Origin of the sequence: Spirillospora sp. NPDC048823 (assembly GCF_043198445.1) — a bacterium.
Taxonomy (GTDB): Bacteria; Actinomycetota; Actinomycetes; order Streptosporangiales; family Streptosporangiaceae; genus Spirillospora.
The window spans coordinates 837,947-853,118 of record NZ_JBICUT010000001.1 but is presented as its reverse complement, the minus strand read 5'-3'; the positions used below and the strand labels follow the sequence as shown (position 1 = coordinate 853,118).

Annotated in this window: 13 protein-coding genes and 1 rRNA gene; 7 read left to right on the top strand and 7 right to left on the bottom strand. The window is 70.2% G+C overall.

Features of this window, described 5'->3' with window-relative positions; all coding sequences use genetic code 11:
- Positions 1-93 (top strand): 5S ribosomal RNA (rrf, locus tag ACGFK0_RS03730); the annotation flags it as partial.
- Positions 94-630: 537 nt separating this feature from the next.
- On the opposite strand, the gene ACGFK0_RS03725 is transcribed toward rrf, so the two are convergent.
- Entirely contained in the window at positions 631-1,149 is a 519-nt protein-coding gene (locus tag ACGFK0_RS03725; RefSeq protein ID WP_392899547.1) for a DUF523 domain-containing protein, read from the bottom strand.
- A 492-nt stretch (positions 1,150-1,641) separates the two neighbouring features.
- On the opposite strand from ACGFK0_RS03725, the gene ACGFK0_RS03720 reads away from it, so the two are divergent.
- On the top strand, positions 1,642-2,469 hold the full coding sequence (locus tag ACGFK0_RS03720; RefSeq protein WP_392899545.1) for an SRPBCC domain-containing protein: 828 nt from the start codon (positions 1,642-1,644) through the stop codon (positions 2,467-2,469).
- A 198-nt stretch (positions 2,470-2,667) separates the two neighbouring features.
- On the top strand, positions 2,668-3,480 hold the full coding sequence (locus tag ACGFK0_RS03715; RefSeq protein WP_392899541.1) for an SDR family NAD(P)-dependent oxidoreductase: 813 nt from the start codon (positions 2,668-2,670) through the stop codon (positions 3,478-3,480).
- 133 nt (positions 3,481-3,613) lie between these two features.
- Here ACGFK0_RS03715 and ACGFK0_RS03710 read toward each other — a convergent pair whose 3' ends face one another.
- From ACGFK0_RS03710 to ACGFK0_RS03695, 4 genes are all read right to left on the bottom strand, one after another.
- A complete protein-coding gene (locus tag ACGFK0_RS03710; protein WP_392899538.1) occupies positions 3,614-4,432 on the bottom strand; it encodes an SDR family NAD(P)-dependent oxidoreductase in 819 nt (272 codons plus the stop codon).
- Between the two features lie 153 nt (positions 4,433-4,585).
- Positions 4,586-4,711: a hypothetical protein gene (locus ACGFK0_RS03705; RefSeq protein WP_392899535.1), complete on the bottom strand. Its 126-nt coding sequence runs from the start codon at positions 4,709-4,711 to the stop codon at positions 4,586-4,588.
- A gap of 2 nt (positions 4,712-4,713) precedes the next feature.
- Positions 4,714-5,715 carry a diiron oxygenase gene (locus tag ACGFK0_RS03700; RefSeq protein WP_392899533.1) on the bottom strand — a complete coding sequence of 334 codons (1,002 nt, stop codon included), beginning with the start codon at positions 5,713-5,715 and terminating at the stop codon, positions 4,714-4,716.
- A 73-nt stretch (positions 5,716-5,788) separates the two neighbouring features.
- Positions 5,789-6,523: a TetR/AcrR family transcriptional regulator gene (locus ACGFK0_RS03695; RefSeq protein WP_392899530.1), complete on the bottom strand. Its 735-nt coding sequence runs from the start codon at positions 6,521-6,523 to the stop codon at positions 5,789-5,791.
- A 189-nt stretch (positions 6,524-6,712) separates the two neighbouring features.
- On the opposite strand from ACGFK0_RS03695, the gene ACGFK0_RS03690 reads away from it, so the two are divergent.
- From ACGFK0_RS03690 to ACGFK0_RS03680, 3 genes are all read left to right on the top strand, one after another.
- Positions 6,713-7,495, top strand: coding sequence for an ABC transporter ATP-binding protein (locus tag ACGFK0_RS03690; protein ID WP_392899528.1), 783 nt, complete (start codon positions 6,713-6,715; stop codon positions 7,493-7,495).
- Positions 7,492-10,002, top strand: coding sequence for an ABC transporter permease (locus ACGFK0_RS03685; protein WP_392899525.1), 2,511 nt, complete (start codon positions 7,492-7,494; stop codon positions 10,000-10,002). Before ACGFK0_RS03690 ends, ACGFK0_RS03685 begins: the two co-directional genes overlap by 4 nt.
- 174 nt (positions 10,003-10,176) lie before the next feature.
- Positions 10,177-11,388, top strand: coding sequence for a pyridoxal phosphate-dependent aminotransferase (locus tag ACGFK0_RS03680; RefSeq protein ID WP_392899522.1), 1,212 nt, complete (start codon positions 10,177-10,179; stop codon positions 11,386-11,388).
- Positions 11,389-11,427: 39 nt separating this feature from the next.
- Here ACGFK0_RS03680 and ACGFK0_RS03675 read toward each other — a convergent pair whose 3' ends face one another.
- On the bottom strand, positions 11,428-13,491 hold the full coding sequence (locus ACGFK0_RS03675) for an ATP-dependent DNA helicase (protein ID WP_392899616.1): 2,064 nt from the start codon (positions 13,489-13,491) through the stop codon (positions 11,428-11,430).
- Between the two features lie 222 nt (positions 13,492-13,713).
- Between ACGFK0_RS03675 and ACGFK0_RS03670 the strand changes: the two genes are divergently transcribed.
- On the top strand, positions 13,714-14,682 hold the full coding sequence (locus ACGFK0_RS03670; RefSeq protein WP_392899519.1) for a DUF4192 domain-containing protein: 969 nt from the start codon (positions 13,714-13,716) through the stop codon (positions 14,680-14,682).
- A 19-nt stretch (positions 14,683-14,701) separates the two neighbouring features.
- Here the strand turns inward: ACGFK0_RS03670 and ACGFK0_RS03665 are convergent, their stop codons facing one another.
- Entirely contained in the window at positions 14,702-15,073 is a 372-nt protein-coding gene (locus ACGFK0_RS03665) for a hypothetical protein (protein ID WP_392899517.1), read from the bottom strand.
- Between the last annotated feature and the right edge of the window lie 99 nt (positions 15,074-15,172).

Sequence of the window (15,172 nt, the reverse complement as noted above, 5' to 3'; positions counted from 1 at the left end):
ACACCCGGTCCCATCCCGAACCCGGAAGTTAAGCCCTTCAGCGCCGATGGTACTGCATGGGAGACTGTGTGGGAGAGTAGGACACCGCCGGACTCATATTACAGAAAGGCCCCGCCGACACCGGCGGGGCCTTTCTCATTTCTACGGTGGCCAGACGTATCGGATGTCGGGCTCGTTCTCCTCGTTGTGGCGTCCATCCGTCCACTCGACGGCGACGAAGTCATGCTGTTCATAGACCGGCTCGGCGAATCACGACCTGGTCGCTGCACATGCCCACGACTCTGACAGGCAATGTCTCTTCATGCATGTGCGCCTCGGAGAAGTCATGTCCAGTGAGCACCGGAGTCTCGGCCATGCGGTCGTTGCTGTCGGAAGGATCGAGCGGTGCCTGCAGGGTGCGGATGAGTTCACGGTTGCGAGAGGCCGGCGCTGCCTCCGATAGGCGCGGTGAGCGCGTCCCGGAGGGCGTTTACGACGGTCACAGCCTCCCTGATGACCGCCGTGTCCTTTTGCGGGTGAGGGCGAGTCGCAACGCCGCGGGGGCACCGATCTTGGTCCTGGAGAGCCCAGATGGTCTCCAGTGCGCGGATGTGTTCGGAGAGATGGATGAGGACGGCTCGGGTCCCCCCGCTATGAGGAGAAGGGCTCGCTCGGCGGAGTTGTCTCCAGGCTTCGCAGGAGGGAATCGACGGCGGTGAGGTCGTTCTCACTGAAGACCCGGATGCCGGCGCGTTCGAGAAGTGCGGTCGTGACACCGTCCCCGGCGACGGGCGTACCCGTGAAGGTGCCGTCGTAGATGCGGTGGCTGCCGCAGGACGGGCTGCTCTCTTTGAGGAGGGCGATACGGGCACCGGAGCGCCGGGCGGCCGCGAGTGCGAGTTCGGCACCGTGAAGGAACTCGGCTGTCACGTCCTCGCCCGCGTCCGTGCGGATCTGGGCCGTCCCGTCGAGGACGGCGTGTCCGTCGCCACCGACGATCTCGGCGGGTGGGCGGGGGACGGCCAAGCCGCCCGCCACCTCCGGGCAGAAGGGGACGAGACGGCCCTCGGTGCGCCAGCGTTCGAAAAGTCCGCTACCCAGCGGCCTGGCCGCGCCGTCGTAGCGGACGGGGCGGCCCACCAGGCAGGAGCTGACCAGAATGCGTTCCACGTGCTCCAGCCTATGCCGGTGTTTCGTGTCTCCTCCCGTGACAGTAAGGCGCCCGTGGCCACTTGGTGGTTGAGGCTCGCGCAGAGACCGTCGGTACCACTGGGAGCGAAGGCGCGGAGGGCGGCGCTGCCGCGCTGTTCGTGAGAGCTTTCCCGTTGCGTTGGCCGTCTCCGCCGCCGCTGGGTGAGTGCCCGGGAGGTGAGGGCTCGGGATGAGTTCGCGGTGCAGTGCTGGGGCTTGTCCATTGGCCCCTGCGGGTCCGGTGCGGGTAACGGCGAGTGCGTCGTGCGGCAAACGCCAGGTGAAGTTCGACGTGATCGGTCCGATGCTGTTTGTGGACCGTACCTGCGCCTGTGGCTGCCGATCGCGGGGCAGCCGGTGGCGTGCGGGGATGGTCAGGGGTGGCGGGCGGCACGGTCCGCTGGGGGTCAGGGACATGCTCATTGCGCGGTCGCTCTTGTATATGCAGGTAAATACCTGCATGATGGGTTCATGAACGAGCAGCAGGACGCCCTCGACCTGGTGTTCAAAGCTTTGGCCGACTCCACCCGACGCCTGCTCCTGGACCGGCTCCGCCAGCGCAACGGGCAGACGCTCACCGAGCTCTGCAGCAGCCTGGAGATGGCGCGCCAGTCGGCGACCCAGCACCTCGACCTGCTGGCGCAGGCCGACCTCGTCGTCGTCGTACGACGCGGGCGGGAACGCCTGCACTACCTCAACCCCGCCCCGATCAACCAGATCGGGGAGCGCTGGATCGCCGCCTACGACGCGCCGCGGCTGGCAGCCCTGAGCACCATCCGAGACCGAGCAGAGGAACTCGCCATGAACGAGACCGCCGCCACCGAGACCGCAACCACCGTCCCGACCTACGTCTACGTCACCTACATCCAGGCGACCGCCGAGCAGGTGTGGAAGGCACTCACCGACGCCGACCTGACCGCGCAGTACTGGCACCACGCCAACGTGTCCGACTGGCAGGCCGGCTCACCTTGGGAGCACCGCCGCACCGACGGTTCCGACACCGTTGACGTCGTCGGAACCGTACTCGAAGTGGAGGCACCCACCCGTCTCACCGTCACCTTCGAGGACTCCCCGGACCAGGAGCGGGCCAACGGACCGTCGGTCGTCACCTTCCTGATCGAACAGCACGCCGACATCGTCCGGCTCACCGTCACCCACGAGAACCTGCCCGACATCCAGGCGCACACCCGCATTTCGAGCGGCTGGCCGGCCGTCATCGCCAACCTCAAGTCGCTGCTGGAGACCGGCACCGTCATGCCGATCGCGCCCTGGGAGATCCCGGCGGCAGGGACGTCATGAGCCCCGCCCCGACAAGGCGCTGCGCGAACCGACCCGCGACGCACAAGAGGACAGGTCACCGAGCGGCCACAGGCCAACGGCGAGATGACCGGGTGTGGCGGCCATCGGCAGCCCGGTGCGGGGAATCCTCGTGACCCCCCGAGACAGGGTGATCACGGATGAACCAATCATGGAAGAACAATCAACTAGGGACAGAACATGAGTGGCTTGCTGCTTGAGAACAGGAACGCCGTGATCTATGGCGGCGGGGGCGCCATCGGCGGCGCCATCGCACGGGTATTCGCCCGGGAGGGCGCGACGGTCTTCATCGCCGGCCGGACGCAGGCGAAGCTCGACGCCGTGGCGCGTGATATCGCCGCCGCGGGCGGAACGGCCGAGACGGCGCAGGTTGACGTTTTCGATTCACAGGCGGTGGAGAAGCACGCCGACGAGGTCGCGGCGACGGCGGGCGGCATCGACATCGCCCTCAACGCCGTGAGCGTGATGCACGACCAGGGGACTTTGCTGGCGGACCTGTCGCTTGAGGAGTTCATGCGGCCGATCGATGGTTTTCTGCGGACGCTGTTCATCACGAGCAAGGCCGTGGCACGGCACATGGGCCGCGAGCGTCCCGGCGTCGTCCTGACCTTGTCCGAGCCGGGCGCCAAACTGGCCGTGGGCGGCATCTTGGGGCACGGCGTGAGCTCGGCCGGCAAGGAGGCGTTCTCACGGCTTCTGGCCGCTGAGCTGGCACCCGGCAACGTCCGGGTCATCGGCATCCGCCCCCACGCCGTCATCGACGCGCCCGCAGCGGGTTCCTACACCAAGGAGCTCTTCGAACCAGCCGCGGCAGAGGCCGGGCAGTCGGTCCAGGAGTTCCTCGAAGGCGGCGGAATGGTGCAGGGAACACTTCTGAAAAGGCTGCCGACGCTCTCCGAGATCGCAGAGACGGCCGCGTTCCTGGCCTCGGACCGGGCCGGAGCCATGACCGGGACAGTCGCCAACCTGTCCGGTGGTGCACTCGTGGACTGAGCCGGCCGATCGGGCGGGCCGGTGCCCACCGCGAAGTTCAGCCCGCACGGTCCCCGCACGGTCTCCGTGCGGGGACCGTGCGCTACAGCGGCCTCGTAACGGCCGATCGGTCAGTGGCTCCCGGTGCGCATGGTCACTTGCCCGAGCGGATGCGATCGACGGCTATCTGGGCGACGCGGACGGCGGCGCCCGGGTTGAGGCGGACGCCGCGCCAGGCGATGCGGCCGTGGGCGGGAGCGACGATGAGAGCCTGGTTCTTGCCGACGCCGCGCAAGACGTCGCGGGCCAGTTTCTCGGCCGTGTAGAGGCGCGGGGACGCCTTGGCGATCTCGCCGGTGGCGTCTCCGCTGAGCGGCGTCTCCGGCAGGTCCGGGTTGACGTTGTGGAGCAGCGGGGTGTCGACGAAGCTCGGGCACACGACGCTGACTTTGACGCCGCGTCCGGCCGCCTCGGCGCGCAGGCCGAGGGACAGGCCCACGACGGCGTGCTTGGTGGCGGTGTAGGGGATGCCGATCGGCATCGGGACGAGGCCGGCGAGCGAGGCGGTGTTGACGATATGTCCGCGGCCCTGCTCCAGCATGATCGGGTAGGCGGCGTGGACGCCGTGCACGACGCCCTTGAGGTTGATGTCGATCGCGCGGTTCCAGTGGTCGAGGGTCAGTTCCTCGGCCAGGCCGCCGACGGCGATGCCGGCGTTGTTGAACACCAGGTCGAGCCGCCCGTGCTCGGCGCTCACGCTCTTGTACAGGACGGCGACGGCCTCGGCGTCGGTGACGTCGAGGTACGCGGAGGTCGCCTTGCCCTTGCCGAGGGTGTTCAGCTTGTCGGCGACCTTCTCCGCGCCCTCGGCGTTGACGTCGGTGACCACGACGGTGTCGCCGCGCGCCACCAGGGACGTGGCGATCGCACGGCCGATGCCGGACGCGCCTCCGGTCACGATCGCGATGCTCATTCGCGTGCTCCGCTCGATGCTCTATGCCGGCGTGCTCGACGCCGGAACCGCGGAACCCGGCCCGGTGGACCGGAACCCGCGGCCGCTAATTGAATGTGTCTTGAATTGCGCGGAATTCTATGGGGTGCGGAATCCCGCCGATACACGTCCGGCCTATGAAACCGGGCTCACGGACTCGTCCCGCGCTTCGACTTCGTCCCGCTGCGCCTCGATGCCGGCCTGCCACTCGATGCCGGCCTGCCACGCGGCCTTGTTCCTGCCGGCCTTCGCGTCGGTCATGTTCAGGCGGCCTTGGGGGTCTTGAGTTCGCGGCGCCGCTTCGGCTCGTCCCAGATGCCGAACGCCTTCCACACCTGCCTGCCGACCGGGCCGATCACGCCGAGTTCGGCCATCAGGTCACGGATCTTGGCGACGGAGTTGGACATCTCCGCCTGCGACACCTCGTTCTTGTACGCCTGCCGGACGACGTCCTTCGGGATGCCGAAGTGCCGCACCATCGGCCCGGGCGGGGACAGCATGATCCGCGCCATGACGCCGAGGACGATCGGGGTCGCGATGCCGAGGATCCGTCGGCGCATCGGGTTCATGTTCGGCACCCGGTGCTTGAGGTAGTGCCTGGCGAACGAGATGTGCCGGGCCTCCTCGGCGATGTGGATCTTCATGATGGTCTCTTCGAGCGGGTGCTTGATGTGACCGCCCTTGAGGGACTTGCGCTGGACGTAGTCGATCGGGTCCTCGCCGCCGAGGACGAAGATGAAGAACATCTCGGTGCTGACCAGCGGGATCCACGGAGCGGCCTGCGCGATGAAGCTGAGCGACCGCGGCATGCCGCGGATCGGCATCTTCGTCCGGTTCACGAACTCCTGGAACATCATGCCGTGATGACATTCCTCGGTCGTCTCGTGGTAGACGTACCGGAACTCCGGCCGGCCGTTCGGCAGCCGGTAGGCGTAGTTGAGCAGTCCGCGCTTCAGCAGGTTCTCGAACTGCAGGCCGATCTTCATGGCGGTGGCGACGCGCCACAGCCCGATCTGCGCCTGGATCTCCGGTGGCTGCGACTGGTACCACGCCGTCTCGCCGAGCCGGTCGAACGGCGGCAGCACCCAGCGCGGGTCGTTCTTGTCGACGGTGAACTCCGGGTCGTCCCAGGGGATGTCGACGTAGGCCTCCCAGTGCTTGTCCACCGACGCCTTGTTCAGGCGGTCGATGACGCCCAGGTACGACTTCTTGTCCTTGACCTGCTCGCGGACCTCGTCGGCGAGCTCGGTGGGGGCTTTCGGCATGTCGGTCGCTCCCTCGGGGTCGTGCCGTCGGACGAAGCCGACGGTGCTCCAGGGTGGAAGGGTCTGGTGGGGTTCAGGGCTTGGCCGCGATACGCGGCTCGGTGACGTCCGCGTCCCCCGGCTCCGGGCCGGGGGCGGTGGTGGGCATCGGGGCGCGGGTGGGCGTTCCCCGCTCCGGGACGATCAACTGCGCGACGTCCTTGACCTGGCGCAGCACGGCGGCCTGGTGGCCGTCGGAGTCGTCGTCCAGCGCGTTCTGTATGGACAGCCCGACGAACATCGCGAACACGCCGCGCAGCATCGTCGGGACGAAGTCGGCGGGCAGCGTGTTCTCCGGGAACAGCTTCTCGAACGTCTCCAGGATGACCTGGAGGATCCGCTCGTTGAGGTCGCGGCAGAGGGGCCGCAGCTCGTCGTCGGTGCGGGCCGCCACCGCCAGCTCCATGAGGGCCTTGGCCGGGCGGCCGCGGAACACCTCCCAGAGCAGGTCGAGCGCGCCCGAGACGTTGCGCCGCTCGGCCGGCAGCACCGCGAACGCGGTCTCGTACGCCAGCCGCTGCGCTTCCAGCAGGTGCTCCAGCGCGGCCGCGACCAGCACCATCTTGGTCGGGTAGTGGTGCTGCTGCGCGCCCCGGGAGACGCCGGCGCGGCGCGCCACCTCGGTGGTGGACGTCCGGGACCAGCCGAGGTCCACCAGGCACTCCATGGTGGCCTCCAGGAGGCTGGCCTGCGTGCGTGACCGGCGTTCCTCCTGCGTACGGCGGCTGGAGGGACCGCGGCGGTGACGTCGGCGACTGCTTACTGACACGTCTCAGACGGTACGAGCGAACAAACAAGCAATCAAGCCTGCATGTATGTTGGCCGCGTCACAATTGGACATCGAGTCGAAGTACTGCGGTGGACGTAGACGAGGCGCTCCCAATGCTGCGTACGGAGCAGAGCCAGAGCCTCTTCTGGCCCGACGACGGACGCCGTGACACCCCGCGACGATCCCGGCATGGGAAACGCAGCAGAAGCAAGGCGAACGATCAACGAGGACCCGGGCACCGCGAAGGGCGGCGCCCGCACGGTCCACCTCACCAAGGTGTACGGGTCCGGTGCCATGGCGGTGCGCGCGCTCGACGACGTCAGCGTCGTGCTCCCCGAAGGGCGGTTCACCGCGATCATGGGTCCGTCCGGCGCCGGCAAGTCCACGCTGATGCACTGCGTGGCGGGCCTGGAGGACGCGACGTCCGGCAAGGTCTACGTCGGCGGCGAGGAGCTCGGGGCGCTGTCGGACCGGCGCCTGACCCGGCTCAGGCGCGAGCGGATCGGGTTCGTGTTCCAGGCGTTCAACCTGCTCCCGACGCTCACCGCACGCGACAACATCGTCCTGCCGATGACGCTGGCCGGCACGACCCCGGACCAGGAGTGGCTGAACACGGTCATCCGCGTCCTGAAGCTGGGCGACCGGCTCACGCACCGCCCGTCGGAGATGTCGGGCGGGCAGCAGCAGCGGGTGGCGCTGGCGCGGGCGCTCGTCACCCGCCCGCAGATCGTGTTCGCGGACGAGCCGACCGGCAACCTCGACTCCCGCACGGGCGCCGAGGTGCTGGACCTGCTCCGCAACGCCGTGGACGACCTCGGCCAGACGGTCGCGATGGTCACCCACGACCCGGTCGCCGCGGGACACGCCGACTCGGTGGTGTTCCTCGCCGACGGCCGGATCGTCGACGTCATGGACGCGCCCACACCCGACCGGGTGCTGGACCGGATGCGAGGGCTGGGGGACCACCGATGATCGGGCTCGTCTTCAAGGAACTGTGGGGACGCAAAGGCCGTATGGTCGGCTCCCTGCTGGCGGTCTTCCTCGGCGTGACGTTTCTGACCGGAACGCTCGTGCTCGGCGACACCCTCGCGGGAAGCATCGACGGGTACTTCTCCAACGCCTACGGCAAGACCGAAGTCAGCGTGCGGAACTCCACGAAGGTCAGCGACGAGCCCTGGGGCTCCCGGGGGCAGATCGACGCGTCCGTCGTCGGCAAGGTGCGGCAGGTGGACGGCGTCGCGAACGCCGAACCGGTCATCGAAGGCTCGGGGCAACTGCTCGCCAAGGACGGCACGGTCATCGAGTCACGCGGCCCCCGCACCGCCGGCAACTGGATGACCGATCCGAAGCTCAACCCGTACCGGCTCGCAGAGGGCCGGGCGCCCCGCGCGCCGAACGAGGTCGTCATCAACAAGATGTTCGCCGACGAAGGCGGCCTGGCCATCGGGGACCGGACGGCGGTGCTCACCCCCGAACGGATTCCCGTGACCGTCGTCGGCATCAGCATGTTCGGTGACGAGGAGGCCTTCGGCGAGACGTCGTTCACGGCGTTCACACTCGAAGGCGCCCGCGAGCACGTCGCGAAGACGCCCGACCGCATCAGCGGCGTCTCCATCCTCGCAGAGGACGGCGTCAGCCCGGACGAGCTGGCGTCCCGCGTGCAGAACGTCCTGCCCGCCGGAACCGAGGCCGTCACCACCGAGGCGCAGGTCGAGGAGGGCATGAGCGAGGTCGAGAGCGGCTTCCTCACCATCTTCCGCACCGTCCTCGGCGCGTTCGGGGCGGTGGCGCTGCTCGTCGCCGCGTTCAGCATCCACAACACGTTCGCGATCACGATGGCGCAGCGGACCCGCGAGTCGGCGCTGCTGCGCGCCCTCGGCGCCGGACGCCGCCAGGTCGTCACGATCGTCGGCTTCGAGGCCCTGGTGATCGGCGGGGCCGCCACCATCGCCGGGCTCGCCGGCGGGCTGGGGTTCGCGGCCCTGCTCCGGCTGCTGTTCACCGAGTTCCGGATCGGCATCGCCATGGAGGGCCTCACCGTGTCGGCGACCTCCCTGCTGATCGCCGTGCCGGTGGGGCTGCTCGTCACCCTGGTCGCGGCGCTCGGTCCCGCGGTGAAGGCGTCCCGGGTGCCGCCGCTGGCGGCGCTGCGCGAGGTCTCCGCCGAGACCGCCGGCCCGTCCGACACCCGCGTCATCGTCGGCGGCGTCTTCGCCGCGGTCGCGATCGGGACCGTCGTGTTCGGCGCCCTCACCGAGCAGATGGCGATGGCGGGAGCGGGCGCCATCGTGACCGTCATCGCGATGGTCGCGCTCGGCCCCGTCGCGGCCCGCCCGGTGGCCAGGCTCCTCGGCGGGCCCGCGGTACGGCTGCGCGGCGTCCCGGGGGCGCTCGCCCGCGACAACGCGTCCCGCAGCCCGCAGCGCACCGCCGGCGCGGCGACCGCCCTCATGATCGGCGTCGGCGTCGTCACGCTGATGACGGTGTTCATCGGGTCACTGGGCGCGTCGCTGGAGAACAACGTCGCCGGATCGTTCAAGGGCCCGATCGTCGTCAACGCCGGCAACAACGAGACCGGCGGGTTCAGCACCGCACTCGTCCGGGACGCCGCGAAGCTGCCCCAGGTGAGCGAGGTCGCGGGCGTCGGCAGCGGCAGCCTGCGGGTGGACGGCGACCCGTCGACGGTCAGCGTCGCCGACCCGTCCGCGCTCAGCCGGGTCCTCGACCTGGACGTCACGCAGGGCGGCATGTCGGACGCCGGCACGTTCGCGGTGTCGAAGAGCGTCGCCGACGAGAAGGGGTGGAGCACCGGTTCCCAGGTGGGCGTCACGTTCGCCGACGGAGCCGCGCAGCGCCTCACCGTCGGCGCCGTCTACGAGAACACCGACCTGACCGGTGACTACCTCGTGCCGCGCACCGCGTGGGACGCGCACACCCGGCAACCCCTGGACAACGCGGCGTTCGTGGAACTGGCGCCGGGCGCGTCGGAGGCGGACGCACGGCAGGCCCTGACCGCGCTCGCCAAGCCGTACGGCGCACCGGAGGTCCAGACGCGCGACGACTACGTCGCCGCCCAGACGGAGGAGATGGCGGGCTTCATCAGCGTCGTCTACGGGATGCTCATCCTCGCCATCGTCATCGCGCTGATGGGCATCGCGAACACGCTGTCGCTGTCGGTCCACGAGCGGACCCGCGAGCTGGGGCTGCTGCGCGCGGTCGGCGGAACCCGCCCGCAGATCAGGTCGATGGTCCGGTGGGAATCGGTCATCGTCGCGCTGTTCGGCACCGGCGGCGGGATCGGCCTCGGGGTGTTCCTCGGCTGGGGCCTCGGCACCGCGCTCGGCAACCCGTTCGCGCCGGGGGCCGTCCAGCTCGCGGTCATCGCGCTGGTCGGCGCGGTGGCGGGCGCGCTCGCCGCCATCCGCCCGGCCAGGCGCGCCGCGCGGCTGGCGATCCTGTCCGCCATCTCCGCGCCGTGACGCCACCGGACCCGTCCCCCCGCCGCCGCGCGGGGGGACGGGTCTTCCGGTCCGCCCGTCTTCTGGTCCAGCCCGCCTTCCGGACCGCCCGCCTTCCGGTCGGCCGCCTCCCGCGCCCCGCCCGCTTTCCGGCCCGGGCACGTTCGCGCGGGCGGCCGCGGCTATGGTAAATCCATGCAGGTCAACCAGTCGGGCAAGCTCATCAACGTCTGTTACGACATCCGCGGGCCGGTGCTCAAGCGCGCCAAGCAGCTGGAGGCCGAGGGGAACAACATCCTCAAGCTGCACATCGGCAACCCGGCGCCGTTCGGGTTCGAGGCACCGCCCGAGCTCCTCCACGACATGATCCGCAACCTGCCGGAGGCGCACGGCTACAGCGACTCCAAGGGCATCCTGCCCGCCCGCCGCGCCGTCGTGCAGCGGCTGGAGGACGACGGCGTCCCCGGCGTCGACGTGGAGGACGTCTACCTCGGCAACGGCGTCTCCGAGCTGATCGTGATGACCCTGCAGGCGCTCCTCAACGACGGCGACGAGGTGCTCATCCCGGCCCCCGACTACCCGCTGTGGACGGCGTCGGTCTCGCTGTGCGGCGGCACGCCCGTCCACTACCTGTGCGACGAGGACGCCGGCTGGGAGCCGAGCGTCGACGACATCGAATCGAAGATCGGCGACCGCACCAGGGCGATCGTCATCATCAACCCGAACAACCCGACCGGCGCCGTCTACTCGCGGGACGTGCTGACCCGCATCGTCGAGGTCGCCCGCCGCCGCAACCTCATCATCTTCGCCGACGAGATCTACGACCGGATCCTCTACGACGACGCCGAGCACATCCCCATCGCGTCCCTGACCACGGACCTGCTCTGCCTCACCTTCGGCGGCCTGTCGAAGAACTACCGCGTCGCCGGGTTCCGCGCCGGGTGGGTCGCGCTGTCCGGCCCTAAGGAACACGCGGAGTCCTACATCGAGGGCATCGACATCCTCGCCAACATGCGGCTCTGCCCCAACGTTCCCGGCCAGCACGCCATCCAGGCCGCCCTGGGCGGTTACCAGAGCATCGACGACCTCGTCCTGCCGACCGGCCGCCTGGGCGAGCAGCGCGAACGTGCCTGGAAACTGCTGAACGACCTGCCGGGCGTGAGCTGCGTCCGCCCCATGGGCGCCCTGTACGTCTTCCCGCGCCTGGACCCCGAGATGTATCCGGTCGAGGACGACATGCGCTTCGCCCTCGACCTCCTCGAACAGCAGAAACTTCTCGTCGTCCAGGGGACGGGCTTCAACTGGCCGTCCACCGACCACTTCCGCGTCGTCACCCTCCAGTACGCCGACGACCTCGAAGAGGCCGTGGGTCGCATAGGCGAGTTCCTCCACACCTACCGCCGCTGAACCCGGCCGCCGGCCCCTGCGCCTCCGCTGCGCGGGTTCCTACGGCGCTTCCGTCGCGGCGGTGTCGAGGCGGCGGAGGGCGCCGCGGACGATACCGGGGTCGGTGGTGGCCCAGAACGGCGGCAGGGAGTTCTTGAGGAAGCCGCCGTAGCGAGCCGTGGCGAGGCGCGGGTCGAGGACGGCCACGACGCCCCGGTCGTCCATGGAGCGCAGCAGCCGCCCGGCGCCCTGCGCGAGCAGCAGTGCGGCATGCGTCGCCGCGACCGCCATGAAGCCGTTGCCGCCGCGCGCCGCCACCGCCCGCGACCGCGCCGAGGACACGGGATCGTCCGGACGAGGGAACGGGATGCGGTCCATGATGACGAGCTGCAGCGACGGGCCCGGGACGTCCACGCCCTGCCAGAGCGACAGGGTGCCGAACAGGCAGGTCCGCTCGTCCTCGGCGAACTGCTTGACCAGCAGCGACGTGGAGTCGTCGCCCTGGCACAGCAGCGGATGGGACAGGTGGTCCTTCAGCTCGTCGGTGGCCTGCCGCGCGGCCCGCATCGAGGAGAACAGGCCGAGGGTCCGGCCGCCCGCCGCCTCGATCAGCTCGGTGATCTCCGTGAGGTAGGCGTCGGCGAGGCCGTCCCGTCCCGGCTGCGGCAGATGCCGCGCGACGTACAGGATGCCCGCCTTCGGATGGTCGAACGGTGAGCCGACGTCCAGCCCGGACCACACGACCTCGGTCTCCTCGCCCTTCTCCGTCGCGGTCTGCGCGAGGCCCTCGGCGGCCGTCTGCGCATCCTTCTGGGCGTCCTTCCCCGCGCTCTCGCCCAGCGGCGGCAGCCCCCACTGGCGGGCGAGCGGCTCGAACGACCCGCCGAGCGTCAGCGTCGCCGAAGTCAGGATCGCGGTGCGCCGCTCGAACAGCGTCGTCCGCAGCAGCCCGCCGACCCCGATCGGCGCCACGTGCAGCGCCGGCGGACGCCTGGGCCGCCCCTCCGGGACGAACGGCTTCTCCAGCCACACCACGTCGAAGCGCTGGGCGATCTCGGGTTTGAAGGCCTCCAGCGTCCTCTCGGCCGTTTCATGCAGCTCTTCGAGGGATGACCGTGCCGCCTTGCGCGCGGCCATGTCGCCTGGGTCGGACTCCTTCTTCTCCGGCCCGAGCGCGGTGATGCACGCGCGCGCTGCGTCCCGTACGACGACGAGGGTGTTGCCCAAAGCGGGCGACAGGACGTCCATGCGCCCGGCGGGCATGTCCTCCAGCAGGAGGCCGAGCCCCTCCGCGGCCTCCTTCAGCCGGTCGGCCGTGGTCTCCTCGATGAGACGCCCGCACCGGCGGGCCGCCACCTCGACGGCGGCCGCGCTCAGATCCCCGGTCGCGACCGACGTGACCCGGTCGACCAGCTCATGCGCCTCGTCCACGATCACGACATCGTGTTCGGGCAGGACCTGGAACTCCTCCAGCGCATCGATCGCCAACAGCGCATGGTTGGTGACGACGATGTGCGCCTCGCCCGCCTCCGCCCGGGCCAGCTCGGCGAAGCACTCCGTGCCGTGCGGGCAGCGCTGAGCACCCAGGCATTCCTTCGCGGTGACGGCCACCTGCCGCCACGCCTGCTCGCTGACCCCCGGCACCAGCTCGTCGCGGTCGCCGGTCTTCGTCTCGTCGGCCCACTCGTTCAGCCGCTTCACCTGCCGCCCGAGCGACGAGAGCTGCTGCGGATCGAACAGGCTCGGGCCCTCGTCCTCCTCCGGAACACCCGTCTGCACCCGGTGCAGGCACAGGTAGTTGCGGCGGCCCTTCAGGATCGCGAACTTCAGCTCCGTCCCGAGCAGCGGCGCGAGCGCCTCCGCCAGTCGCGGCAGGTCGCGGTCGACGAGCTGGCGCTGCAACGCGATCGTCGCCGTCGACACGACCACCGTCGTCTGCTTCTCGACCGCGTGCCGGATCGCCGGGACCAGGTAGGCCAGCGACTTGCCGGTGCCGGTGCCGGCCTGCGCGGCGACATGCTCACCGGACTCGATCGCCTTCTCCACCGCCTGCGCCATCTCCACCTGCCCGGGGCGCTCGGCGCCCCCGATGGACGTGACGGCCGCGGCGAGAAGGGTCGCCATGTCCGGAATCTGGGTATCGCTGCCGGTCAGCAGATCAGGGGCGGGCACGTCGCCCAACGCTACCGCTCGCGGCGGACACCCGCGTCCAGTCCCGTCAGGCGGAGCCCGACATCGGCCGGTTCGGCGACGAATCCGCTCAGAACATCCCATCACGCGACCTGGAGTTATCCACAGTTTCGTGCGCGGTCTCGTGCCCGCGGCGCGGCTGCCACTGTCGGAGGCATGACACCCCTGGTGATCCGATCGGCCCAAGATGCCATCGCAGCCGTCCCGTACCTGCTCGGTTTCCACCCGTCCCGGAGCCTCGTCGTGATCGGTTTCGAGGGACGTGCCCACGGCACATGCGCCATCCGCCTCGATTTACCGTCATGCGAGGCCGCCGGGCGGGTGGCGGCCCTCCTGGCCGGCAACGGCTTCGCCCGGTCCCTCGTCCTCGGCTACGGGCCGTCCGGCGAGGTCGGCGAGTCCGCCGCGGCGATGCAGGCGGCCCTGAGCTCTGCGGGCGTCCCCGCCGCCGAGGCGATCCGCGTCGCCGGCGGCCGCTGGTGGTCGCTCACCTGCAACGACGACTGCTGCCCGCCCGAAGGGACCCCGTACGACGCCTCCGCCAGCGTCCTCGCCGCCCAGGCGACCTACGCCGGCCACGTCGCCCTCGCCGACCGCTCCGAACTCGTCCGTTCCGTCCAGCCGCTCGACGGCCCCGCCCGGACCGCCATGCGCGAGGCCACCGCACGTGCCGAGAGACGCCGTGGGCCCGGCACTTCAGGCGACGACCTCACCTTCGTCCTCACCCTCCTCACCCGCGGCGGTACCGCCCCGACCGACGACGAGGTCGCCCGGCTCGGCATCCTCCTCACCGACCTGCGGGTCCGCGACGAGGCCTGGATCCGCATCGACGAAGACGCCCCGGCCGCCGACATCGCCCTCTGGCGCGACGTCCTCCGCCGCGTCGAGGAGCCCTACGTCCCCGCCCCGGCGTCCCTGCTGGCCTTCGCCGCCTACTCCGCGGGCGACGGCGGCCTGGCCAACGTCGCCCTGGAACGCGCTCTGGACGCCGACCCCGCCTACTCGATGGCTGTCCTGCTCAGGGAGGTGATCAACGCCGGTATCCCACCCTCGAAGGTCCGCCTGCACATGACCCCCGACCAACTGGCCGCCGCCTACTACGACCAGCACCGGGAAGCCGGCTGACCCCCGCCACGACCGAGCGTCAGGGGGCGACGGCTTCGCCGGGGGTTCCGGGGTCGATGCGGCGGTCGGGGTTGCGTGCGTTCCAGGCGCGCATGCGGGGCGGGTAGCCGACGATCTGGACGTCGTACACGGGCAGGCCGAGGTCGCGGGCCACCTTGCCGATGACCTTGGGGGAGCCGACGCGGCGGCGGGTCCACTCGCCGTCGTGGGCGACGGCGACGGCGGTGGTGTCGGTGGCGAAGGTCTCCGGCTCCACGAAGAACTCGACGCCGCGACGGCTGCGGGCGAAGGCGATCAGTGCCTCGATGTCGGAGTCGGTCGCCTCGCGGTCGAGCCTGGTCACCGTGGACCCGCGGTTCTTGCGGATCCCGAATCGGTCCCGGAACCTCATGCCTGCCCCGTCGTCTGGTGCCGGCCCCCGGAACCGTTCCGGGGGTCAGGTGTGGTCTACGACGATAACGGCTGTGCGGCCTCGGCTGGTTCCCGACAC

Excerpts from the sequence above, each read along its gene's own strand:
- ACGFK0_RS03720 (WP_392899545.1), top strand. The coding sequence starts at position 1,642 with ATGAACGAGCAGCAGGACGCCCTCGACCTGGTGTTCAAAGCTTTGGCC.
- ACGFK0_RS03715 (WP_392899541.1), top strand. The coding sequence starts at position 2,668 with ATGAGTGGCTTGCTGCTTGAGAACAGGAACGCCGTGATCTATGGCGGC.
- ACGFK0_RS03710 (WP_392899538.1), bottom strand. The coding sequence starts at position 4,432 with ATGAGCATCGCGATCGTGACCGGAGGCGCGTCCGGCATCGGCCGTGCG.
- ACGFK0_RS03705 (WP_392899535.1), bottom strand. The coding sequence starts at position 4,711 with ATGACCGACGCGAAGGCCGGCAGGAACAAGGCCGCGTGGCAGGCCGGC.
- ACGFK0_RS03700 (WP_392899533.1), bottom strand. The coding sequence starts at position 5,715 with ATGCCGAAAGCCCCCACCGAGCTCGCCGACGAGGTCCGCGAGCAGGTC.
- ACGFK0_RS03690 (WP_392899528.1), top strand. The coding sequence starts at position 6,713 with ATGGGAAACGCAGCAGAAGCAAGGCGAACGATCAACGAGGACCCGGGC.
- ACGFK0_RS03685 (WP_392899525.1), top strand. The coding sequence starts at position 7,492 with ATGATCGGGCTCGTCTTCAAGGAACTGTGGGGACGCAAAGGCCGTATG.
- ACGFK0_RS03680 (WP_392899522.1), top strand. The coding sequence starts at position 10,177 with ATGCAGGTCAACCAGTCGGGCAAGCTCATCAACGTCTGTTACGACATC.
- ACGFK0_RS03675 (WP_392899616.1), bottom strand. The coding sequence starts at position 13,491 with ATGGCGACCCTTCTCGCCGCGGCCGTCACGTCCATCGGGGGCGCCGAG.
- ACGFK0_RS03670 (WP_392899519.1), top strand. The coding sequence starts at position 13,714 with ATGACACCCCTGGTGATCCGATCGGCCCAAGATGCCATCGCAGCCGTC.
- ACGFK0_RS03665 (WP_392899517.1), bottom strand. The coding sequence starts at position 15,073 with ATGAGGTTCCGGGACCGATTCGGGATCCGCAAGAACCGCGGGTCCACG.